This window comes from Ensifer sp. LBL (assembly GCF_050435225.1).
GTDB lineage: Bacteria > Pseudomonadota > Alphaproteobacteria > Rhizobiales > Rhizobiaceae > Ensifer.
In genome coordinates this window covers 713,621-734,710 of record NZ_JBNDJY010000004.1, presented here as the reverse complement: position 1 = coordinate 734,710, position 21,090 = coordinate 713,621, and the positions used below count along the sequence as shown (strand labels likewise).

The 21,090-nt window shown below is 64.9% G+C and carries 22 protein-coding genes; 15 read left to right on the top strand and 7 right to left on the bottom strand.

Annotated elements, in window-relative coordinates; all coding sequences use genetic code 11:
* The first annotated feature begins 193 nt into the window (after positions 1-193).
* From OKW20_RS19460 to OKW20_RS19400, 13 genes are all read left to right on the top strand, one after another.
* On the top strand, positions 194-769 hold the full coding sequence (locus OKW20_RS19460) for a TetR/AcrR family transcriptional regulator (protein ID WP_429174336.1): 576 nt from the start codon (positions 194-196) through the stop codon (positions 767-769).
* Positions 766-1,728, top strand: a complete 963-nt coding sequence (locus tag OKW20_RS19455; RefSeq protein WP_429174335.1) for a DMT family transporter — start codon at positions 766-768, stop codon at positions 1,726-1,728. The genes OKW20_RS19460 and OKW20_RS19455 overlap by 4 nt, the downstream gene beginning before the upstream one ends.
* 15 nt (positions 1,729-1,743) lie before the next feature.
* Positions 1,744-2,667, top strand: a complete 924-nt coding sequence (locus OKW20_RS19450; RefSeq protein WP_429174332.1) for a DMT family transporter — start codon at positions 1,744-1,746, stop codon at positions 2,665-2,667.
* A 76-nt stretch (positions 2,668-2,743) separates the two neighbouring features.
* Complete coding sequence (locus OKW20_RS19445; protein WP_429174328.1) at positions 2,744-3,469, top strand: hypothetical protein; 726 nt, start codon at positions 2,744-2,746, stop codon at positions 3,467-3,469.
* 324 nt (positions 3,470-3,793) lie between these two features.
* Positions 3,794-4,228 (top strand): RrF2 family transcriptional regulator, encoded by a 435-nt coding sequence (locus OKW20_RS19440; protein WP_043616306.1) that lies wholly within the window; start codon positions 3,794-3,796, stop codon positions 4,226-4,228.
* 167 nt (positions 4,229-4,395) lie between these two features.
* Complete coding sequence (locus OKW20_RS19435; RefSeq protein ID WP_429174326.1) at positions 4,396-5,280, top strand: NAD(P)/FAD-dependent oxidoreductase; 885 nt, start codon at positions 4,396-4,398, stop codon at positions 5,278-5,280.
* Positions 5,281-5,423: 143 nt separating this feature from the next.
* On the top strand, positions 5,424-6,242 hold the full coding sequence (locus OKW20_RS19430; protein ID WP_429174324.1) for an arginase family protein: 819 nt from the start codon (positions 5,424-5,426) through the stop codon (positions 6,240-6,242).
* Positions 6,243-6,378: 136 nt separating this feature from the next.
* Entirely contained in the window at positions 6,379-7,173 is a 795-nt protein-coding gene (locus tag OKW20_RS19425) for a DUF1194 domain-containing protein (protein ID WP_429174320.1), read from the top strand.
* Positions 7,174-7,251: 78 nt separating this feature from the next.
* Entirely contained in the window at positions 7,252-7,776 is a 525-nt protein-coding gene (locus OKW20_RS19420; protein ID WP_429174314.1) for a MarR family winged helix-turn-helix transcriptional regulator, read from the top strand.
* A complete protein-coding gene (locus OKW20_RS19415) occupies positions 7,773-8,567 on the top strand; it encodes a DNA alkylation repair protein (protein ID WP_429174312.1) in 795 nt (264 codons plus the stop codon). Before OKW20_RS19420 ends, OKW20_RS19415 begins: the two co-directional genes overlap by 4 nt.
* Positions 8,568-8,615: 48 nt before the next feature.
* Positions 8,616-8,957, top strand: a complete 342-nt coding sequence (locus tag OKW20_RS19410) for a DUF6616 family protein (protein WP_034793040.1) — start codon at positions 8,616-8,618, stop codon at positions 8,955-8,957.
* Positions 8,958-9,348: 391 nt separating this feature from the next.
* The gene (locus OKW20_RS19405) at positions 9,349-11,400 is read left to right on the top strand and encodes an alkyl/aryl-sulfatase (protein WP_429174306.1); all 2,052 of its coding nucleotides are present in this window, start codon (positions 9,349-9,351) and stop codon (positions 11,398-11,400) included.
* A gap of 18 nt (positions 11,401-11,418) precedes the next feature.
* Complete coding sequence (locus OKW20_RS19400) at positions 11,419-11,964, top strand: hypothetical protein (protein WP_429174303.1); 546 nt, start codon at positions 11,419-11,421, stop codon at positions 11,962-11,964.
* 38 nt (positions 11,965-12,002) lie between these two features.
* Here the strand turns inward: OKW20_RS19400 and OKW20_RS19395 are convergent, their stop codons facing one another.
* The gene (locus tag OKW20_RS19395; protein ID WP_429174553.1) at positions 12,003-12,329 is read right to left on the bottom strand and encodes a GNAT family N-acetyltransferase; all 327 of its coding nucleotides are present in this window, start codon (positions 12,327-12,329) and stop codon (positions 12,003-12,005) included.
* Positions 12,330-12,727: 398 nt separating this feature from the next.
* On the opposite strand from OKW20_RS19395, the gene OKW20_RS19390 reads away from it, so the two are divergent.
* Positions 12,728-14,218 (top strand): DUF1254 domain-containing protein, encoded by a 1,491-nt coding sequence (locus OKW20_RS19390; RefSeq protein ID WP_429113529.1) that lies wholly within the window; start codon positions 12,728-12,730, stop codon positions 14,216-14,218.
* Positions 14,219-14,309: 91 nt separating this feature from the next.
* Here the strand turns inward: OKW20_RS19390 and OKW20_RS19385 are convergent, their stop codons facing one another.
* Together OKW20_RS19385 and OKW20_RS19380 are read right to left on the bottom strand one after the other, a co-directional pair.
* Complete coding sequence (locus OKW20_RS19385) at positions 14,310-15,107, bottom strand: hypothetical protein (protein ID WP_043616333.1); 798 nt, start codon at positions 15,105-15,107, stop codon at positions 14,310-14,312.
* 141 nt (positions 15,108-15,248) lie between these two features.
* Positions 15,249-16,913, bottom strand: coding sequence for an arylsulfatase (locus OKW20_RS19380; protein ID WP_429174300.1), 1,665 nt, complete (start codon positions 16,911-16,913; stop codon positions 15,249-15,251).
* A gap of 311 nt (positions 16,914-17,224) precedes the next feature.
* On the opposite strand from OKW20_RS19380, the gene OKW20_RS19375 reads away from it, so the two are divergent.
* Positions 17,225-17,695, top strand: coding sequence for a group III truncated hemoglobin (locus OKW20_RS19375; protein WP_429174298.1), 471 nt, complete (start codon positions 17,225-17,227; stop codon positions 17,693-17,695).
* 51 nt (positions 17,696-17,746) lie between these two features.
* Here the strand turns inward: OKW20_RS19375 and OKW20_RS19370 are convergent, their stop codons facing one another.
* The 4 genes from OKW20_RS19370 to OKW20_RS19355 all read right to left on the bottom strand — a co-directional run bounded on the left by OKW20_RS19370 (position 17,747) and on the right by OKW20_RS19355 (position 20,898).
* Positions 17,747-18,667, bottom strand: a complete 921-nt coding sequence (locus tag OKW20_RS19370; RefSeq protein ID WP_429174294.1) for a DMT family transporter — start codon at positions 18,665-18,667, stop codon at positions 17,747-17,749.
* Positions 18,664-19,185 carry a MarR family winged helix-turn-helix transcriptional regulator gene (locus tag OKW20_RS19365; RefSeq protein WP_429174290.1) on the bottom strand — a complete coding sequence of 174 codons (522 nt, stop codon included), beginning with the start codon at positions 19,183-19,185 and terminating at the stop codon, positions 18,664-18,666. Before OKW20_RS19365 ends, OKW20_RS19370 begins: the two co-directional genes overlap by 4 nt.
* Before the next feature lie 80 nt (positions 19,186-19,265).
* Positions 19,266-19,826, bottom strand: a complete 561-nt coding sequence (recX, locus tag OKW20_RS19360) for a recombination regulator RecX (protein WP_429174288.1) — start codon at positions 19,824-19,826, stop codon at positions 19,266-19,268.
* 301 nt (positions 19,827-20,127) lie between these two features.
* Positions 20,128-20,898 (bottom strand): siderophore-interacting protein, encoded by a 771-nt coding sequence (locus tag OKW20_RS19355; protein WP_429174285.1) that lies wholly within the window; start codon positions 20,896-20,898, stop codon positions 20,128-20,130.
* Positions 20,899-21,090: the final 192 nt, after the last annotated feature.

The following is a 21,090-nucleotide window of genomic DNA, read 5'->3' as shown; positions in this document are numbered from 1 at the left end:
TGCGAATGCATGCCGAGCAGTAGACCCGTTGCCTGTGACGTGCGGAAGTACGTTACGGTTACAGCCGAAAACAACGGCCACCGCGATCCGCCGGCGCGTCGGCGCACGCTCAACCGTTCTCCAGAAAACGATGCCTCCCTTGACATCGCGCCGAAATAGGTAGATCGGTCTACCTAGAAATTTGGAGCAAGCCATGAGCGAGAAAGCACCGGCGCGCGAGCGCCTGCTGAAGGCGGCAGCGGAACTCTTCTATCGGGATGGGGTTGGCGCCACGGGTATCGATGCGATCACCGCCCATGCGGGCGTCGCCAAGATGAGCCTCTACAACAACTTCTCGTCCAAGACGGATCTGGTGAACGCCTATATCGAGGCGCGACACCGGGAATGGCAGGACCTTTACCGTGAGCGCCTGGCCCATGCGGCGACGCCGCGCGAGCGCGTGCTTGCGATCTTCGACAGCTATGTCGACCATGCCGAGATGGCCTATTCCTGGGGCTTTCGCGGCTGCGGGCTCTTGAATGCCGCAGCCGAACTCTCGGTCGGCGATCCCGCCCGCGACATCGTCGCCTCGCAGAAAGACGAGGTGGAAACGCTGTTCAAGCAGTATCTCCGGGAGATGAAGCCCGACGCCGGTGCTGCCATCGACGAGACGGCGGAACACCTCTCCTTCCTGCTCGAAGGCGCCATGTCGCGCGCCGGGCTCGACGGTCATGACGCACGGCTGAAGACCGCGCGCCGGATCGCCATCTCGATCATGGACCAGCTATGACCTCCAGGACCTCCGCTTCTTTCGTCGGCTTTGCCTGCGTGCTCGTCGCCTCGGCCCTTTGGGGCACGACCGGCACCACCGCCACCTTTGCTTCAGGTGTCAGCCCGCTCGGCATCGGCGCCGTCGCCATGGGCCTTGGCGGCTTGCTCTTGGCGCTGACGGCGCTGCGCTCGATCGTGAAAAGCAGGGCAAAGCTTGCGGCGCAATGGCCGATGCTGATCCTCGGCTCGCTCTCGGTCGCGATCTATCCGCTCGCCTTCTACTCCTCCATGCATCTGGCCGGTGTCGCCATCGGCACCGTCATTTCCATCGGCTCGGCGCCGCTCGCCGCCTCGCTGATCGAGCGTTTCTTCGACGGTCAGAAGCTGACGACCCGCTGGCTACTGGGTGCCGCCGCCGGCCTTGGCGGCGCCGTGCTTCTCACCTTCTCGGAAAGCCACGGCAGCGGCGGTGCCGCCGACCCGACGGCTGTGCTTTACGGCATCCTGCTCGGCCTCGTCTCCGGCCTGCTCTATGCGCTCTATTCCTGGGTGGCGCGGCGGTTGATGCAGGCGGGCATTCCGCCGCGCGCCGCCATGGGGTCGATCATCGGCCTCGGCGGCACCTTGCTGCTGCCGGTGCTCGCCTTTACCGGCGCACCGCTGCTTGCTTCCACGACCAACATCGCCGTCGGCATCTACATGGCGCTCGTGCCGGTGCTGGTCGCCTACGTGCTCTTTGCCTATGGCCTCGCCCGCGTGTCGGCCACCATGGCGACCACGCTGTCGCTGCTCGAGCCGGTTATTGCCGCCGTCCTTGCCGTCGCCATCGTCGGCGAGCGGCTGCCGGCCGAGGGCTGGGCGGGCATCGGGCTCATCGTCGGCTCGCTCTTCATTCTCACCCTGCCGATACCGGGCCGGCGCCGCGCCAAGCCTCGGAACTCCGATGCCGCGATCGGTGCGGCCCTTTCCACCCGCTGACGCCGGACCCTTGCCATGAGCGACGTTGCCGCGCTGCCCTCCCGCCGTCCAAACGGGGTGTGGGCGGTCTCGATCCTGATCCTGCTCGAGGCAGCACTTGTCATCTCCTGGAGCGCCGGTTTCGTCGGCATCCGCTTTGCCATCGACCACGCGCCGCTGTTCCTGATCCTCCTCTGGCGCAGCCTCGTCTCCGGCCTCATCCTCCTGCCCTTCGCCCTGGCGATCGGGCCGAAGATCCGCATGAAGGACGCCGTGCCGCAGATGCTCTTCGGCGCGCTTGCCATGTCCGGCTACCTCGCGGGCTTTGCGCTGGCGATCTCCTATGGCGTGCCGACCGGGCTGGTGGCGCTGATCACCGACATGCTGCCGCTTGCCGTCGCCATCCTCTCCTGGCCAATCCTCGGCCAGGCCTTGACCGCCCGCCAGTGGCTCGGCTCCTTCATCGGCCTCACCGGTGTCCTGATCGCGTCCGGCTGGTCGCTCGATATAGGCAACGTGCCGCTCTGGGCCTATGGCCTGCCGGTTCTCGGCACCCTGTCACTGGCGCTGGCGACACTGCTGCAGAAGCGCAGCGCGGCCGGCTCCATGCCGGTGCATCAGAGCCTCTGCATCCAGTGCCTTTCGGCATCCGCCATCTTCGCGCTCTTTGCCTGGCGCGAAGGCAGCGTGCTGCCGGTTCTCGATCCGGGCTTCGTCGGCGGCATTTTGTGGCTGGTCTTCGTCGCCACTTTCGGCGCCTGGAGCCTCTATTACCTGGCGCTGAAAAAATCCTCGCCCGCCCGCGTCACCGCCATCCTCTATTTGAGCCCGCCGGTGACGATGATCTGGGCCTTTATCATGTTCGGCGAACCCCTCTCCTGGGCCATGGCCGCCGGCCTCGTCGTCTCGCTCGCCGGCATCGTCCTCGTCGCACGGGGGCAGAGCCAAACGCACGCTTAGGAAAGCCATACACTGACCGCTTGCATCTTGCGGTGGTGTCTGCGACAGCTTTGCTCCAGACCACTGAGGAGCGGCCATGAGTTTTTCCGAAGTCAAGCCACGTCACGTGCTCTGCCTGCTCGGCGGGCAGACGCCCTTCTCTAAGCTTTGTGAAACCATCCAGTCGGCGATCGAGAGTTTCGCGCCGGGCTTCGAGATCGATGACACCTTTTCCGAGGACGCGCCTGACGATCGCATGTCGATGTCCTTCGAGGTCTGCCGGGATCGGGTCCACAGGGGCGCCTGGAGCGAAGCGGATGAAGAGGCCGTCGGCGACCACCGCTCGGTCGTCTATGTGCTCGGCCCGCCGATGACGGCGGAGGATGCCGTCAAACATTCAGCCATCGCGCTTCGGCTGGTCGCCCACACCCTCGACAACGGCATCGTCGCCGCCAAGGGCGAGAGCGCCGGCGTCGCCCACGGCATCGAGAGATGGAAAGCGCTGGCGCGTGAAGCAGACGGCCAGACCGGCGCTGCGCTTGCCCGCCCCTGCCGCCTCGCCTTTGCCAAGCGGCCGATCGGCACGGACGAACATCTCTACAGCGTCGGCTTCCACCTGGTCGGCATACCCGAAGTCTACGCGCCGAAAACCCTCTCCGACGACGAACTGGCCCTGAGCGCGTTGATCGACACCGTTGCCGACGAGGTCGTCACCGACGGCATCGATCAGGTGCTCAAGCGCCGCGGCGCCAGACTGCTGCCCGTCGACGCCTATGGCGAGGATGAGTTCAAGTACAATCCCTATGGCGCCATCCATCTCTAGTCAGGACGGCGGACCACCCTCATCTCTGTGCTCGTCACAGAGATCCAGCAGCCGTGCGTCGGCACGGCGCAATATGCGAACCCGGCGCGACGCCTTCCGGCTTTTTAAGAAGATGCCCTTCGCGTCGCGCCCGCGTGCAGAAGGGTCCTTCCAGCCAAAGATTTGGGCTGGCTGGATTCCTGTGACAAGCACAGGAATGAGGGCCGCGGAGATGGCTTGCACACTCCGTGACTTGCAATAGCGAGCCGGGTTCCAAACCCGCCTGGCCCACGCCCGCGCCCATACCCCTTGCATCGCACCTCGATTCGTAATAATTGAAGTTACATGAAAAAAGACAGCCGCCTTTCCTCCGTCCTGCACGCGCTCCTGCACATGGCCGAGCGCGGCGAGCCCCTGACCTCGGACGAGCTTGCCATGTGCATGCGCACCAATCCGGTCGTTGTCCGCCGCACCATGGGTTTCCTGCGCGATGCCGGTATCGTTTCCTCCGCCCGCGGCCATGCCGGCGGCTGGGCGATCACCGCTGATCTCAAGACCGTGACGCTTCGGCAGTTGCACGAAACGCTCGGCGAACCCGCGATTTTTGCCATCGGCAACCGGCAGGAAATGCCGGAATGCCTCGTCGAGCAGGCGGTCAACGCCGCCCTCGACACCGCTTTTGCCGAGGCCGAGGCGCTGCTGCTCGAGCGTTTCGCCCACGTAACCCTTGCCGACCTCGCCGAGGACTTTGCGCGGCGGCACCGGCTCCGATCGCAATGACAGCAGCCGGTCGATCCGTCCTGACGTGATCGATCCCGACACATCCGGCCGCCCCGGAACCGCATAGGCGGTTTTCCGGCCGGAACCCTATTGCCCAAAGCGCGGGTCGACACACTGGTGCAAAAAGCCGGTGGGCTGGCCTGCGCCCAACCGAAAGGACCATCCCCATGCAACAGGACGTCATCATCATCGGCGGCAGCTATGCCGGCATGGCCGCCGCCCTTCAGCTGCTGCGCGCCCGCCGCCGCGTGACGATCATCGACGAGGGCGTTCGCCGCAACCGTTTCGCCAGCCACTCCCACGGCTTCCTCGGCCAGGACGGCATCGACCCCGGCGAGATTGCCGCGACCGCGCGCAAACAATTGCTCGCCTACCCCACACTCACCTGGATCGACGGCCGCGCCGAGAAGGCGAGCGGCAAGATCGACGGTTTCGTCGTCACCACAGCCGATGGCGCCGCCCTCGAAGGCCGGCGCCTGCTCTTTGCGACTGGCGTCAAGGATGGCCTGCCTGACATCGAGGGGCTGGCGGAACGCTGGGGCAAGAGCGCCTTCCATTGCCCCTATTGCCACGGCTACGAACTGAACGAGGGCGAAATCGCCGTCATCGCCGCAAGCCCGATGTCGATCCACCAGGCCCAGCTCATCCCCGAATGGGGCAAGGTCACCTTCTTCACCAACGGTGCGATCACGCTCGATGCCGAAGGCCGTGCCGACCTCATCCGGCGCGGCGTCACCATCGACGAAACCCGGGTCGCACGGCTTGAGGGCCATGCCGACGTGGTGCTCACGGATGGCCGCCGCCTGCCCTTCGCAGGCCTTTTCGTCGCCACCCGCACCACGCCCGCAAGCGACATCGCCGAACGCTTCGGCTGCGCGATCGAGGAAACGCCGATGGGCCTGCAGATCAGGGCGACGGCCGCCAAGGAAACCACCGTCTCCGGCGCCTATGCCTGCGGCGATGTCGGCCGCGTTCCCCATTCCGTGTCGCTTGCCGTCGGCGACGGCGCCTGGGCCGGCGCGCAACTGCACCGCTCGCTGGTGTTCGGTTAAGCCACCGGCACTGGGTGGCGCCCCGCAGTGGCCTGACGGGAGCCGACGGGCGCAACCGCTTTGCGCCGTTCGGCTACCCGCCTTGCCAAATCGACGCCCCCCGTGCTTCGCTCGCTTCAAACCTGTGTTTGGAGCCCGCACCGATGCCCCTTGCCCTCACCTGCTTCCAGGGTCGCGCCGGCGATCACAACGACCTCGGCATTCCCGGCGCGAAGTCCGTTGCCGCCCATCTCGCCCGAAAGTTCGGCCTCGAAACCGTCACGATCGGCGAGCCGGAACCGGCGCTGAACGGCCACTGGACGGTCGAGCTCGAGGCCGCGATGCCGACGCTCCGGCGCATGCGCGATCGGTTCGAAACGATCTACGCCGACGGATCGGTCTCGCTGGCCGCCACCAGCCGTTGCGCGGTCTCGCTGGCAACGCTGCCCGCCGTCGCCAGGCACCACGCGGATGCGGTCGTCGTCTGGTTCGACGCCCATGGCGACCTGAACACGCCCGAGGCCAGCAGCACCGGCTATCTCGGCGGGCTGGCGCTGTCAGGCCCCTGCGGCCTCTGGCAGTCCGGCCTCGGCGACGGGCTTCCGATTGAAAATATCGTGCTCGTCGGCCAGCGCGACCTCGACCCCTTCGAAGCCGAGCTGATCGCGGCGAAGCGCATCCCGCATATCCGCCCCGGCACTGATCTCCCGCAAAGGCTCGCGGAAGCCGTCGCGGACCGGCCGGTCTACATCCATCTCGACTGCGACGTGCTGAACCCCGGCATCGTGCCCACCGACTACCAGCACGAGGACGGCCTGTCGCTCGACGACCTGCACGCGGCCTGCGTGGTTCTTGCCAAGAGCAAGGTCGTCGGGCTGGAAATCGCCGAGTTTCAGGACGTCTGGGAGGACGGCGGCGAGCCGGTGTCCCCCGAACCGCTCATCGAAGCGCTGGACCCGCTCTTGCAGAAGCTGCGCCGCTGACCCGACCAGAGATTGGCGGCCTGCTGCCTGACCGCAGGGCGCCCGGTCGGCGTTGATCCATCGACAGTACCCCGCATTGCACGCAACCGGTTTGGGCGTAGCATAGATATCCCGCTCGCCTTCGGTATCGGCTGCCATGAAGCTCGGATCGGTTCTTCTTGCCTGCGCCTGCCTGGTCTGCGGAAGCGCCTCCGCCGAGCCGCTCCGGGTCGATCTCGAACTGGTGCTCGCCGTCGACGTCTCCTATTCCATGGAACTCGACGAGCAGCGCCTGCAGCGGCAGGGTTATGTCGCCGCCTTTCTGGAGCCCGCCCTCATCGAGGCGATCGAGAACGGCCCCTTCGGCCGCATCGCCGTCACCTATGTCGAATGGGGCGGCTCGGCGGTGCAGGTCACGCCCTGGACGCTGATCGACGGCCGCGGCACGGCCGCGCAATATTCCGAGCTGCTGCGGCGCCAGCCGATCCGGCGCATCGCCTTCACCTCGATCTCCAACGCGCTGGCCTTCACCCGCCGCCTGTTCGATTACAGCCCCTTTGAGGGCAGCCGCCGCGTCATCGACATCTCCGGCGACGGTCCCAACAATTCGGGCGTGCCCGCCCCCGTTGCCCGCAACTCCACCGTCGCCCGCGGCATCACCATCGACGGCCTGCCGATCATGCTGAAGACCCACGCGGCCCGGGACTCCGCCGCGATCCCCGACCTCGACGCCTATTACCGCGAATGCGTGATCGGCGGCGACGGCGCCTTTCTCGTCAAGGTGGAGGACAGCGGCGAATTCGCCCGCGCCATCCTTCGCAAGCTGGTCACAGAAATCTCCGGCCTGGAGATAAGCCGCCTGTCGCCCGCCGTCGTGCGTCCCGCCCAATACAGCGAGGGCTACAATTGCTTCATCGGCGAAGAAATGCAGGAGCGGATGATCGGGCGCTAGCGCAAGTCTGCCGCCCATCCACAGCCAACACGCAAGAAGCCGTTGACTTCAGTTAGGCGCCTTATTATCTGTCGCCTTATGACAATACTGGAACAAAAACACCGGGCCATGTTGCAGGAAGCCGAGCGTCGTGCGGTCGCCGAAACCGGCAACATGCGCGCCTGCTTCGAACTGCTGGCGCTCACAGGCGCGATCGACCGGGACTGCGCCGCAAGACTGGCGCCCCACCGGCTTTCGGAAGGCAAGTTCGTTATTCTCTTCCTGCTCAACGATCAACCCGAGGGCCTGTCGCCGCACGAGCTTGCCGATCGCGCCGGCGTGACGCGCGCCACCATCACCGGGCTACTGGACGGGCTGGAGCGCGACGGCTTCGTCGAGCGCCGCTCGGGCCTTAATGACCGAAGGAAGATCGTGGTCGTGCTCACCGAAACCGGCCGCAAGACGGCAGGCAACCTGCTCGGTGAACACAGCGCCTGGATCGCTTCGCTTTTTGCCGGCTTCAGCGCCGATGAACACCAGACGTTCCACCGGCTGCTTCAGCGCATCTGGCGCAATCTCGAGACCGGCGCCACGCCCAAGAACACGCCGGAAACACAGACGTGAGCGGGAGCAGGACCAAGGAACGCGGCGTCAGCGCCATCGGTGCCGAGCGATTGGCGCAGCTGAACGCCGGAGCGGAAGCGACGACCCTGACCGAGTGCCTGGCTGTCGATTTTGCAGCGCTCATGGCCACCGTCCTGCCCGACATCGGCGACGATGCCTTGACTGAGATGCGCGCGGTCGCCTCGGCCGGCATCTCCCGGCGCATGCCGCTTGCGGCAAGGCTGATCGCGGATCGCCTCAGCCCCTCCGCCTTCGAGACGCTCGCGCATCATTCCTCGGACACGGCGCGGGGCTGGGCTTGCTTCATGGTTGCAGCCGGCGAGGATATGCCCCTCGCCGAGCGCTTGGCCGCGATCCGCCCGCTCGCCGACGACAGCCATTTCGGTGTGCGCGAATGGGCCTGGATCGCCATTCGCCCGCATCTCGCCGCAAATCTGGATCAGGCAATCGCCTTGCTTGCGGCCGGCTGGACGTCGGATCCATCCGAACGCATCCGCCGTTTCGCCTCGGAGGCCATCCGCCCGCGCGGCGTCTGGTGCGCCCATATCCAAGCGCTCAAGAAGGAGCCCGAACGCGCGCTGCCCGTGCTCGAGCCGTTGCGTGCCGATCCCTCGCCTTACGTGCAGGATTCGGTCGGCAACTGGCTGAACGATGCTGCCAAGGATCGACCGGCGTGGGTTCAAGTGCTCACGGCACGCTGGTCCGCCGAAAGCCCAGGGCCCGCAACAGCCCGCATCTGCCGGCGCGCACTGCGCTCCATCGCCACGAAATCCAGTTCCGGAACCGCTTGAGAGCGCCCGGACTTCGATAACCTCAGACTGACAACAAGAAAGCAGACCATGCCTCACTACCTGACCGAACTTTACAGCGCCAAGCCGGCGTGGCTCGCCCTTCCCCGCCAGGGGCGTCAGCAGTTCCTGGCCGCGATCGGCTCCGCCATGCCGGGCCTGTCGGCGCTCGGCGTCGAGCTCATCACCTTCGGCAAGGTCGACCAGTCGAAGCTGCATGCGGCATCGCAGACCTTCTTCGCCGTCTGGCGCTGCCCGGACGCGACCGCACTCGAAGCCCTCGTCGCCGGCATCGCCCAATCGGGCTGGCATGAATATTTCGATACGATCAATGCCGCCGGCCGCGGCACCGACCTCGCCGGCCACCTCGCTGAACTCGGCGCCGCCGCTTGAGGCAATTGCCGTAAAAATCCGACACGATCTCCCGTTCGCTACACCCAGGTTCTCGAACCCGGCGCCGACCGCGCGGGGGATCGCCAAAACACCTGGGTCCGCCTGATCCAGCGCGCCGAAAACCAAGTTCATGAATAACATTTGCGCCGATAGTCGATATCTTCACGCGCGCTGAAGCATTGCGCATGTCTTTTTCGAACGCTCAGGCTCTTGTCCCGGCAAAGGTATAATTGCCGCAAATAGATGCGCGCCTGCCCTTAACCCTTCACGCCACTGTGATCACGCCCGGCGGAGAATTTAACCGTTACGTACTTCCAACCACGACCTGTCGCCCTAGCCTCACTCCCGGGAAATCTGAAAACATCCTGAAAACCTGGGTTCGGAGGGCATTATGACTTCGTCGAATGGCAGTGGTATCAGCAGAGCAGACTTTCTTCGTGGCGTTGCATCGGCGGGGCTCGCCGTCACCTTCGTCGCAAAACCAGGACAGGCCAGTGCGCAGGACGCACCGCCCGTTCCCCAATCCGGCATCAAGCCGAAGCCGGCGACGCAGGCGACCCTTGAATACAACGCGATGTATCGAAACGGGCTGCCGTTCGACGATGTTCAAGACTTCGTGGACTCCCGCAAGGGCCTGCTTGCCGCCCTGCCGGATCCGGTCATCATCAAGAATGCCGATGGCGCGGCGGTCTGGGATCTCAGCGTCTATCAGTTCCTCGGCAATTCCGAGACCGACGACGCGCCGGATACGGTGAACCCCAGCCTGTGGCGCATGGCCAAGCTCAACATGATCCACGGCCTGTTCGAGGTCGTCGCCGATGGCGTCTACCAGGCCCGCGGCTACGACCTGTCGGTCATGAGCATCCTCAAGACCGACACCGGCTATCTGGTGATCGATCCGCTCGTCAGCTCGGAAACCGCAGCAGCCGTCTGGAAGGAACTGGTCATCCCGAAGCTCGGCGACAAGCCGATCGTCGCGGTGCTCTATACCCATAGCCACGTCGACCATTACGGCGGCGTCCGTGGCCTCGTCAGCCAGGCCGATATCGACGCCGGCAAGGTCAAGATCATCGCGCCTGCCGATTTCACCGAAGCGGCCGTCGGCGAAAATATCATCGCCGGCAACGCCATGAGCCGCCGCGCAAGCTACATGTACGGCAACCTCCTGTCGCGTGGCGCCCAGGGCCAGGTCGATGGCGGCCTCGGCAAATCGACCTCATCGGGCGAGATCGGCCTTGCCCTTCCGACCGACTGGGCCACCGAAACCGGGCAGAAGATCGTAATCGACGGCCTCGAGCTTCAGGTGCTCATGGCGCCGAACTCGGAAGCGCCTTCGGAATTCATGTTCTACATTCCGAAGTACAAGGCCTTCTGCGCCGCCGAGGATGCCTGCCACACGCTGCACAATCTCTACACGCTGCGCGGCGCAAAGGTTCGTGACGGCCTCCTGTGGTCGAAATACCTGCAGCAGGCGCTCGACATGTTCGGCGGCGAGATGGAGGTGCTGTTTGCCTCGCACCATTGGCCGACCTGGGGCAATGAGCGCGTCGTCACCCACATCAAGAAACAGCGCGACCTGTTCCGCTATCTGCACGACCAGGTCATGCGCATGGCCAACAGCGGCATGACGCCGAAGGAAATCGGCGAAGTGATCCGGCTCCCCGAGGAACTGGCGACGACCTGGGCCTGCCGCAGCTACTACGGCACCGTCTATCACGATGCGGTGGCGCAGTATAACCTCCGCCTCGGCTTCTTCGACGGCGTTCCGTCCAACCTGCACCAGCTTCCCCCGACGGAGGCTGGTCGACGTTACGTCGACTTCATGGGCGGCGCCGACAATGTACTGCGCCAGGCCAAGGTGTCCTTCGACAAGGGAGACTATCGCTGGGTCGCCGAGGTGGTGAACCACGTCGTCTTTGCCGATGCCAACAACGTCGCCGCCAAGCAATTGCTCGCCGATACCTATGAGCAACTGGGCTATCAGGCGGAATCCGGCCCCTGGCGCAACTTCTACCTGACCGGTGCCCGCGAACTGCGCGAGGGCGTCACCGAGCTTCCGACACCGAACACGGCAAGCCCGGATACCATCAAGGCCATGCCGCTCGAGATGTTCTTCGACTTCCTCGGCGTCCGGCTGAACGGCGACCGGGCGGCCGGCAAGATCATCAACATCAACATGGAGCTGACGGACACCAAGGAGAAGTATGCCGTCGGCGTCGAAAACTCGGCGATCCATTATTCCAAGGACAAGAGTGACCCGAATGCCGATGTCTCGATCGTCACCACGCGGGCGGACTTGAACGACGTCATGCTCGGTATCTCCACCATGGAGAAGCAGGTGGTTGAAGGAAAGGCGAAGCTGACGGGCGACCCGAAGAAGCTCTCGGAGTTCGTCGGCCTGCTCGACAACTTCGAGTTCTGGTTCAACATCGTGACCGCCTGAGCCAGGAGGCAGAAGACGATGTGCACCATCTGCTCACTGACGATCGAGTTTGCCGTGGAGCACCCGCAGGCCCTTGCGGTTGCGGTGGCAACACGGCAGGCGATCGAAACCGGTCTTCTGCCGGAATTCGACCCCAACCGGGAAATGGACATGGCACAGTCGCGTCACCACGCGACTGTGTTGCTCACCACCATGCAGCAGCGCCTTGAAACGGTGCTGCCGGCATCGCGCCTCATGCGGCTGCCGAGCTTCTACGTCCTGATGATCGAAAGCAGGACCTGGGGCTATTTCCATCCGACCTCGGGCGGCTTCGACCCGCGCGCCAACCCATCGCCCCCGCGCATCGTTGCCGACGAAAACAACCTTCGCGACGCGACCATCGTCCTGTCGCAGGCGGCGGCCGAGGAGATTACGCCGGGCCGCCTGCCCTTCGAGCAGGCGCTTGAGACAGGCGTCGCCGTCATCGACGCGCCGGATGGCGAGGCGGCGCTGATCCACGCGGCACTGGCGATGGCCTATCCGGTCGATCAGTTCAGCGATTTCGTCTGTACCGAAGTCGCGTAGGGAAGGCTCGGCGATCGGCTCTTGCCGGCCACCCCAGATCACGGCCGGCTTAACGGGCTATAGAACACGATCTCCGGATCGTTCTCGTCGAGATTGTCGATATAGCCGCTCGGCCGGAACCCGGCCTTGACCAGGAGGTCCTGCATCCGGCGGTTCGACATGTTTGTCGAACTGAAGAGTTTCGCGCCCGAAGACATGGATCGAAAGTGGGCGATCAGCGCCGCACCCAGACCACGCTGGCGCCAGGACGCGCCAACCATCAGCATCTCGATGAAGGCATGGCCGAAGAAGTGGTGCGTCAGCACGCCATAGGCGGCAACCTCCCCTTCGATCTCGATAAGATGGCAGCAACCGTCTCGATCCAGCCAGCAATATCGGCGCGTCGCCTCGGGTCTTCAGCAGCGATCGTGTCGATCGCGCAGAGCGCAGCGAGGTCATCCGTGACCGCCAACCGAATTCGCATGCTCCAGCTCCCGCAAGTTTCGCGGGAAACTAGGGGGATTGCCCGGCCCGTGCAATCGGTGAAACCGCCCCGCCTTTAACGCGGCCATTTACAGTTACGTACTTACCGTTCGGCGATTTTCCTGCGCCTATTGGCAACGTCAACAGAATGAAATCACGCCCGCCGACCCGGTTACGCCAACGGCGTGTTTCGGCGAGGCCGTGAGGGCGCCGTCGCGGCGCCAGTGAAACCAGGATGCTTCCAACGGCGGTTTTCCTTCGCCTCGGTTTGCGAGAGGCCGCCCAGCCAGAGGAGAAGAGGATGACCCGCCGTTTCGCCTACCTTGCGGCAGCAGCGACCGCGCTGACCACGATCGCCTTGACATCGCCGGCGATCGCCCAGGACGCGGTGGAGGCGCCTCCCCTGGTCGAGCAGATCAACAACGGCAAATGGCTGGACCAGGCGGAGGCCGAAAGCCTGCTGGACGAACTCTTCTACCAGCGCGCCATCCACGCCTACATGACCATGCTGCCGGCGCTGAACGTGATCGGCATGCGCGACGGGTCGGAGGCCGAATTCGGCAAGGGCTACAACGTGCTGCCGATCTGGAAGGACCGCATGGATGCGCGCGCCTGGGTGCCGACGCCGAATGCCGACGTCATCTATTCGATGAACTATCTGGACCTCAAGGAAACCGGGCCGCTGGTGATTGCAGCACCGCCGAACGTCATCGGCATGTTCACCGATTTCTTCCAGCGCACCATTACCGACGTGGGCGCGATCGGCCCGGACCGGGCGCGCGGCGGCCTCTACCTGCTGTTGCCGCCGGGCTATGACGGCGAGGTGCCGAAGGGCTATTTCACCTTCACCTCATCGACCTACAACGTCTTCCTGTTCTTCCGCACGATCATGGGCAAGGGCGAAAACGGGCCGGATCCGGTGCCGGCCGTCGCCAACGCCGAACAGACCCGCATCTATCCGCTTTACGCGACCGAAAAGGACGCCAAGCCGATGGACTTTCCGAACGGCTCGGGCAAGCGCATCAACATGATGTACCCGGTCGACAGCACCTACTGGACCAAGCTCAAGGACTTCGTCGACTACGAGCCGGTCTCGGCTATCACGCCTGAGCTTCGCGGCGTGCTGGCCTCCATCGGCATCATCAAGGGCCAGCCGTTCAAGCCGACCACAAAACAGCAGGCGCTGCTCAAGAAGGCGGTCGAGACCGCGCCGCGGATGATCATGGCGCTGCGCCAGAGCGGCCGGCCCGACGGACGCAACCTCTATTACAAGGACCGGCAGTACGAGAACGTCTGGGCCGGCTCGACGGCCGAGTGGTTCCAGGAAAGCTATCTCGACGTCAACCAGCGCGCAGGATTCTTCCAGGTCGCCTATTCCTCGGCACCGGCCATGGCCATGCACACGATCGATTCCGGCTCGAAATATCCGACCGCGCTTCGCGACGCCGATGGCGATTTCCTCAACGGCTCGAACGGCTACAAGCTGCACCTGCCGCCAAACCCGCCGGCCAAGCTTTTCTGGGCGGTAACGGCCTACAATGTCACTGACGGCACGATGGTGGAGACGCCGAAGCTGCTGCCCTCGATCAATGCCTTCAACAAGGTCAAGGTGAATGAGGACGGTTCCGTCGACCTCTATTTCGGGGCGAGCAAGCCCACCGGGGCCGAAGACAGCAACTGGATCCAGACGGTGCCCGATCGCAACTTCATCGCCACAGTGCGGCTCTATGGAACCGGTGTCGAATTCTACGACCAGACCTGGAAGCCAGACGATCTGGTGAAGGTGAAGTAACGGTCAAGCCAACGAGTGGGAGCCGCGCACCGAAAGGATGACGCGGCTCCGTTTCCGTCGACAACCTGCGCGCAAGTCCATCCCGCCGACATCACTGCGGCGCGCTGCTCCCGCTGAACCCCTGCCGCGTCCACTGATAGACGGACGTATCCGTGCGGAAGTTGCCGACCCTGGCTGAGGCGAGATCGAGGATGTTGACGATGATCGCCGTCCAGACGAGCGTCAGGAGCACGATCAGCATGCGTACCGGCCGTCCCTTGAGGCCGAACTGGTAGCCGAGTGCGCCCATGCTCAGGATCATGACGCCGAGCAGCAGCCAGAAGATCTGCCACGGCAGGCGGATGCCGAGCGCATAGCGTTCGGCGGTGCTGGCGTCGAAGGTCTCGTTGACGGCGGACATCAGCGATGCCGAGACGGCGTCCGGGTCCTGCTGGACGATCGTCGTCACCCGCTGCCAGATCTGCTGCTGCAGCTTGGAGGTGTCACTGTTGGCCTTGGCAAGCGCATCGCTGTTGCGCCCGGCGCGCACGAAGTCCTCGCGCGCCTTGGTATAGTCTTCGAGCAGCTTGGCGATATCGAGCGCTTCGGGCGTGCCGATCGCCTTGGCCCGCAGCCAGGCGGTGCCGATGGCATTGGCCTCGGCAAGCGTGCCCTGCCGGCGCTCCGTGAAGCGCGTGGTCGAGAACGAAAGCGTCAACGCCAGCACGAAGGCCAAGAGCCCGAGCATGCCGGCGACGACCACCCCGACGTTTTCGATCTGGCCGCCGGCGCGCTCCTTGCTGCGCACGCCGAAGCGATAGCCGATTTCGTGGGCCGCAAGCTGGCCGACCAGCAGGACGGCAGCAAAGGCGGGGATGCTGACTTCGGCAAGCGAAATGAGGAAATCCATGGAGGTCCCGGATCATCTGAGGTGCGTGCTGCGCGCAGCGGGACGGCGATCCAGATCGGGGCGATCGGTGCCCTGCCAGCCGCTGGGGTCGTCAAAAGAGTCCCCGCCGCCAGCGCATGCCAGCGGCGGGATCTCGTGCAGTTACCGCGGAGCGAGGCTCTCCAGCTCGCCGAGCCGCTTCATCGCGGCCTGCTGGGCCAACCAACCGTAGTTGATGCCGCTGGCATTCAGCGTGCTGCCGGCCTGGTACGGGTAATCGTTGAAGTCGGCGAAGAACTCCTTGATCTTGCCCTGGATCGGCACCAGCAGCCACATGTTGCGGGCCAGGAACTCGATCGCTCCGCCGCCGTCCTCCATGCCGCGCTCATAGGGATCCATGCGCAGGTTGGCGATGACGGCCCAGCTCGGCACCTCACGAGTAGCCGTGGCGATATTGCCGTGGCTTGCCTGGGCGAAGCTCAGCTTCCAGTCGTTCCAGCGGATGGCGTTGAGGTTGCCGCCCTGGTCGAAGTAGTAGACCGAGTCACGCGGCGGCTCTTTCGCCTCGCCCTTCAGCAGCGCCGTCAAGTCGTAGCCGTCGAGATGCACCTTGAAGGTCTTCGAGGTGCCCTTGAAGCCTTTCTTCATCTCCTCCTTGACGTCGCCGACGCCGGCAGCCGTCGCGAATGTCGGCAGCCAGTCCATCAGGGTCACAGGGTCGTTGATCTGCGTGCCCGGCTTCACCACGCCCGGCCAGCGCACCATCATCGGAATGCGGAAGCCGCCTTCCCAGGTGGTGCCCTTCTCGCCGTGGAACATCGTCTGCGCACCATCCGGCCACAGCGCCAGTTCGGCACCGTTGTCGGTGGTGTAGAGCACGATGGTGTTGTCGGCGATGCCGAGATCGTCGAGCTGCTTCAGGAGCTGGCCGACATGACCGTCATGCTCCACCATGCCGTCGGCATGGATGCCTTTGCCGGTCTTGCCCATCGAATCCGGCTTCAGATGGGTGAACACGTGCATGCGGGTCGAGTTGAACCAGCAGAAGAACGGCTTGTCGGCCTTGACCTGCCGGTCGATGTAGTCCTTGGCGGCGGTCAGGAACTCCTCGTCGATCGTTTCCATGCGCTTGGTGTTGAGCGCGCCGGTATCTTCGATCTTGCCGTCGGCGCTCGACTTGATGACGCCGCGCGGGCCGAACTTCTTCTTGAACTCCGGATCCTTCGGATAGAAGTAGCCTTCCGGCTCTTCCTCGGCGTTCAGGTGGTAGAGGTTGCCGAAGAACTCGTCGAAGCCGTGGGCTGTCGGCAGGTGCTCGTCGCGGTCGCCGAGGTGGTTCTTGCCGAACTGGCCCGTCGAATAGCCCTTGGTCTTCAAGACGTCGGCGATCGTCGGCATCCAGTCCTGGATGCCATGCGGGTCGCCCGGCATGCCGATCGTCAAGAGCCCCGTGCGGAACGGCTCCTGGCCGAGGATGAACGAGGCGCGTCCCGCCGTGCAGCTGTTCTGGCCGTAGCTGTCGGTGAAGATTGCACCCTCGGCGGCAATGCGGTCGATATTGGGCGTGCGATAACCCATCAGCCCCATCGTGTAGGCGCTGATCTGCGGAATGCCGATATCGTCGCCGAAGATGACGAGGATGTTCGGCGGCTTGCCGCTCGAGGAGGATGAGGATTGCGCCTTGGCCGGGCTTACCGAAGCAGCGCCTGCCACCAGCGACGCGGCCGCAAAAATCGTTCCGCTGAGGAGGAGGTCGCGGCGGCTGACATCCGTCACCCCATTCTCGGCCATTGCGGGCGTGGCCTTGCTATCGTCATGCATGCTCATCGTATTCTCCTTGTTAAGGCGATCGGAAATGCACTGCTGTCGAGGACCGGGCGAATGATGCGCTTGAGGGGGCGGGTGTCCAAGTACGTAACAGTTACGATGTGCCGCTCCGCAACCGTTACTGCCCCGCACGGTTCGGGCAATCCGTTGCAAGGCCGGGTGAGCGGCCCTTGGAGAATTCGACCGGCGCCATCCTGACAGATTGCCGCAACCGCCCCTTTCGCCTCTGGCGCGACACCCCCGCATGCCTATATGCAAGGCGTCAAATACAAGCACGCAGACGCAAGGCTACTTAGACCAAGGACATCGGGATGGACGACAACGACTTGCAGGGCCGCGCCGCCCATGTCGCGGCGATCCGCGAGCGAGCGGAAGCCGAGATGAAGGCGATCGGCATCGATGCGGCCTTCATCGACCGTCTCGTCGAGACCTTCTATGCCCGGGTGCTTGCCCATCCCGAGCTCGGCCCCGTCTTCGACGCCCGGCTTTCCGGCCGCTGGCCGGAGCACATGGAAAAGATGAAGAGCTTCTGGTCGGCCGTGGCCTTTCGCAACGGCGCCTATGGCGGCAAGCCGGTGCAGGCCCATGCCGGCGTCGCCAACATGACGCCGGATCTCTTCCCGAAATGGCTGGATCTCTTTTCCACGACGCTCGACGACATCGCCCCGAACGGCGAGGCCAAGGCCTGGTTCATGGCCTCGGCCGAGCGGATCGCCCGCAGCCTGACGCTGTCGCTGTTCTACAATCCGGCGATGGACGATCCGGCGCTGAAGCGCGGATAGTCGCGGCCGCTCTTGCGCCGTCGATCCCCGTGACCCGCGCTTGCATCGGTGTCACCTGCGTGAGACCTGCGATGCGACGGCGACCGAGGCGATGATGACGAGCGTGCCGATCGCCTGCCACGGCGTCACCGCTTCGCCGAGGAAAAAGGCCGCGCCGCCGATGCCGAAGACCGGCGTCAGGGTCAGGAACAGCGCGGCCGTGCTTGCCGGCAGGCGCTTGAGGCCGATCAGATAAAGCCAGAAGGCAAGCGCGTACTGGACGATGCCGGACACAAGGGCGAGCGCCAGCATGCCCGCCTCCGCAGCGGCCAGGTCGTTGCCGATCGCCGGGGGCGAGACCCAGGCGAACAGGAAGACCAGCACGAAGATGAGGCCGACCGACTGCTGCAGGGCCGCGAGCACCAGCGGATCGACCTTGGCGACGAGCCGGCTGCTTGCCACCACGTAGAGCGCCGCAAACACCGTGCCGAGAATGACGAGGAGATCGCCGGCCGGGCTGAAGCCGCTTTCGGCGCCATGCGCGCCCGTGACGATCGCAACACCGGCCATCGCCGCAAGGATCGCAAGCAGGGTCGGCAGGCCGACCTTCTCGCGAAACAGGAGCCAGGCGAGCAGCGCGATCAGCAGCGGTTCGGTGGTGGCGATCAGCGAGGCATTGCCCGCCGTCGTCAGGAGCAGGCCGAAGGTGCCGAAGACATAGGCAAGCCCCGGTTCGAGCACGCCGCTCAGCGCCGCCAGCCGCGTGTGGCGATCGAAGCGCAGCCTTTGCCTGGAAACGCCGACGGCGCTCCAGAGAAAGGCGACGCTGGCACCGAGCTGCAGGCTGACCAGCAGCGCCGGCGAGAAGGCCGAAAGCGCGCCCTTCGACATGACGGTGGCAAAGCCCCAGCAGGCGGCGGACAGCACCATGGCGGCAACGGCAGCCCCAAGCCCGAGCCTACCGGCAACCGCCTCCTGCCCGTGCCCGGTCACGGCCCGGCCTCTCGGGCGACCGCGACGCGCTCGACCGGACAGATCTCCGGCGTGCAGACGGTCTCGTCGCAAAGCCGGCAGATATGGTCGGCGCTGCGGCGGTCCGCGGTCAGCGCCGCCAGCATCGTCTCCACCATCGGTTCGAGATCGACCTGCTGCCACGGATCGAGTGCGGCGACCGCCTTTTCGACCGCCCTTCCGCGGGCATCGAGTATATCGCTGCGCAGGGCCATGCCGGCTGCCGTGAGCGATAGCGCGACTTGGCGCTTGTCCTCGCCCCGCCCCCGCTCGATCAGCCCCTGGGCCACCAGCCGATCGACCGAGCGCACGGCAGCCGATTGCGTAAAACCGATGATCGGCGCCAGCGCGCCGACCGACATTCCCTTGTGGTAGCCGACCGTGATCAGGGCAGCGGCGTCGCTCGGAACGACGCCGAGCTCTTCGCAGGCGCTGACCTGGGCATCGGCGAGAGCCGTGCCGAGTGCCGAGACCAGATTGATGAAACGAGCCGATGTCATAATAAATGAATGACTCATTCATATGTCTATTTTAGGGCATGACCGTTCGCGGCTCTGACGGCAGGAGCTGACCCTTGAGGTCAGAGCGAGCGGCCGGAGAACAGAATGTCCTCGGCCTCGTCGATCGACATCGCAAAGACCCGCTTGCCCAGTTCGAAGCCGAAGCCGCCCCGGGCAAAGGCGGAAAGCTCCTTGGCCGTGCGCTTTTCGTCGAGCGCCGCCTTGCGGAACGGCCCGAAGGCGCGCTTTCTCGCCAAGACGACGGCCGCATAGAGATCGTCGGCTTCCGCCACCGCCGCAGCGACGGCATCCCGCGCGACGCCTTTTTCCGACAGCTTCTGGGCGATCGCCCGCTTCGACTTGCCGCCGCGCATGGCCGAGCGGGTCTTGATCTCGGCGTAAGCCTTGTCGTTGAGCGCGCCGTTGTCATAGGCAAAGGTCACGGCGGCAGCGGCCAGCAGTTCCACCTGGTTGACGCTGATACCCTCGAACTTCTCCCGCGCCTTGCGCGAGATGGCGTCGAAGAGCTGCTTTTCCGTCAGCATCTGCCGCGCCAGCCGATAGGCGGCCGAATTGCGCGCCCAGGCATACATGCGCGGCGTCGGCTGATCGGATTGCGCTTGATCGTCGATGAGGTCCAAGCCTGCCCTGCCCTCGAAGTGAACCACGGGTGGCAGCCGTCGCTCCGCAGGATCGGATCGACGTCGCCCAAGCAAGCGAAATGAGCTGACTCTCCGCGACAAGGCAACCGCGCAACCGGGCAACCGAACGGTTTTCCCGGCCTTGTTCTGCCGGCCCTGCTCTGTCGGCATCAGCGCGGCAGGCGCCCCTTCGGAAAGGCGCGCCTGAGGCAATCGCGGGAGGCCCGCGCGGATCTTTCGATCCGCCGGTCGAGCGTTCCCGTCGCGATGCCCTGAAAAGGGCACCCGAGCACGGGATGGTCTATTCAAACTTCTCGGTGCTGTCGGCCTTGCCCTTCACCCAGTAGCCCGAGGCTTTCAGCCAGGTGAGCGGCAAGCCGCGCTCCTCGACGAAATGGGCGCGGATCGCCCGGGTGACCGCGGCTTCGGCCGCGATCCAGACGAAGGTGCCCGGCTCGAGCGGAACCTGGCGCACGACGGCAAGCAGCGCCGCCGGGTCATGTGCCGCGTCGAGCGGGCGATAGGCCCAATGGGTTTCAAGCGACGCTTCGGTGCGGAAATCCTGCCGCTCCTGCGGCCCGGTGACGACCGCGATGCTGGTGACCTGGTGGCCCGCCGGTGTTTCCTCGATCCGTCGGCCGATCGCCGGCAGCGCCGTCTCGTCGCCGATCAGCAGCCAGCGCTTGAAGTCTCCCGAGACGACCGCCGAGCCGCGCGGCCCGCCGATTTCGAGATGATCGCCGACCGCGGCATTCATCGCCCAGGCCGTCACCGGCCCCGCCTCATGCAGCGCGAAGTCGAGCACCAGCGTGCAGGCGTCGGTGTCGTAGCGCCGCGGCGTGTAATCCCGGTGCTCCACCGTGCCATCGGCGCCGGGCACGAAGATCTTGATGTGGTCATCCGCCCCGAGGCTGACGAAATCGCCGAGATCGTCGCCGGAAAGCGTGATCCGCAGCATGCCGGGGGTGACCCGCTCGATCGCGGAAACGACAAGCGATCGGCGCTTCAGCTCGTGGCGAACACGTTCGATACGCGGCGTCGGGAGATGGGAATAGGCGGGAAAGTTGTCCATTTGCATCCTTTGGAGGGCCTTGAAAGCTCGATCCGCAGGACACAGTCGCGCAGATCGAAGCCGCTTCTGGCCGTTCGATCATACGCGTTGAGTGACGTTAACGCTTACGTGGCCGGGCGTGCCCGGTCATGTCCGTCCTGTCTATCGGAAGGCCCCGCTTCGATCAATGCGTCATCTTGACTAAAAGAAGAA

What these genes read in the sequence shown, in the direction of transcription:
- OKW20_RS19460 (WP_429174336.1), top strand. Translation starts at nt 194, where the DNA reads ATGAGCGAGAAAGCACCGGCGCGCGAGCGCCTGCTGAAGGCGGCAGCG.
- OKW20_RS19455 (WP_429174335.1), top strand. Translation starts at nt 766, where the DNA reads ATGACCTCCAGGACCTCCGCTTCTTTCGTCGGCTTTGCCTGCGTGCTC.
- OKW20_RS19450 (WP_429174332.1), top strand. Translation starts at nt 1,744, where the DNA reads ATGAGCGACGTTGCCGCGCTGCCCTCCCGCCGTCCAAACGGGGTGTGG.
- OKW20_RS19445 (WP_429174328.1), top strand. Translation starts at nt 2,744, where the DNA reads ATGAGTTTTTCCGAAGTCAAGCCACGTCACGTGCTCTGCCTGCTCGGC.
- OKW20_RS19440 (WP_043616306.1), top strand. Translation starts at nt 3,794, where the DNA reads ATGAAAAAAGACAGCCGCCTTTCCTCCGTCCTGCACGCGCTCCTGCAC.
- OKW20_RS19435 (WP_429174326.1), top strand. Translation starts at nt 4,396, where the DNA reads ATGCAACAGGACGTCATCATCATCGGCGGCAGCTATGCCGGCATGGCC.
- OKW20_RS19430 (WP_429174324.1), top strand. Translation starts at nt 5,424, where the DNA reads ATGCCCCTTGCCCTCACCTGCTTCCAGGGTCGCGCCGGCGATCACAAC.
- OKW20_RS19425 (WP_429174320.1), top strand. Translation starts at nt 6,379, where the DNA reads ATGAAGCTCGGATCGGTTCTTCTTGCCTGCGCCTGCCTGGTCTGCGGA.
- OKW20_RS19420 (WP_429174314.1), top strand. Translation starts at nt 7,252, where the DNA reads ATGACAATACTGGAACAAAAACACCGGGCCATGTTGCAGGAAGCCGAG.
- OKW20_RS19410 (WP_034793040.1), top strand. Translation starts at nt 8,616, where the DNA reads ATGCCTCACTACCTGACCGAACTTTACAGCGCCAAGCCGGCGTGGCTC.
- OKW20_RS19405 (WP_429174306.1), top strand. Translation starts at nt 9,349, where the DNA reads ATGACTTCGTCGAATGGCAGTGGTATCAGCAGAGCAGACTTTCTTCGT.
- OKW20_RS19400 (WP_429174303.1), top strand. Translation starts at nt 11,419, where the DNA reads ATGTGCACCATCTGCTCACTGACGATCGAGTTTGCCGTGGAGCACCCG.
- OKW20_RS19390 (WP_429113529.1), top strand. Translation starts at nt 12,728, where the DNA reads ATGACCCGCCGTTTCGCCTACCTTGCGGCAGCAGCGACCGCGCTGACC.
- OKW20_RS19385 (WP_043616333.1), bottom strand. Translation starts at nt 15,107, where the DNA reads ATGGATTTCCTCATTTCGCTTGCCGAAGTCAGCATCCCCGCCTTTGCT.
- OKW20_RS19380 (WP_429174300.1), bottom strand. Translation starts at nt 16,913, where the DNA reads ATGAGCATGCATGACGATAGCAAGGCCACGCCCGCAATGGCCGAGAAT.
- OKW20_RS19375 (WP_429174298.1), top strand. Translation starts at nt 17,225, where the DNA reads ATGGACGACAACGACTTGCAGGGCCGCGCCGCCCATGTCGCGGCGATC.
- OKW20_RS19365 (WP_429174290.1), bottom strand. Translation starts at nt 19,185, where the DNA reads ATGACATCGGCTCGTTTCATCAATCTGGTCTCGGCACTCGGCACGGCT.
- OKW20_RS19355 (WP_429174285.1), bottom strand. Translation starts at nt 20,898, where the DNA reads ATGGACAACTTTCCCGCCTATTCCCATCTCCCGACGCCGCGTATCGAA.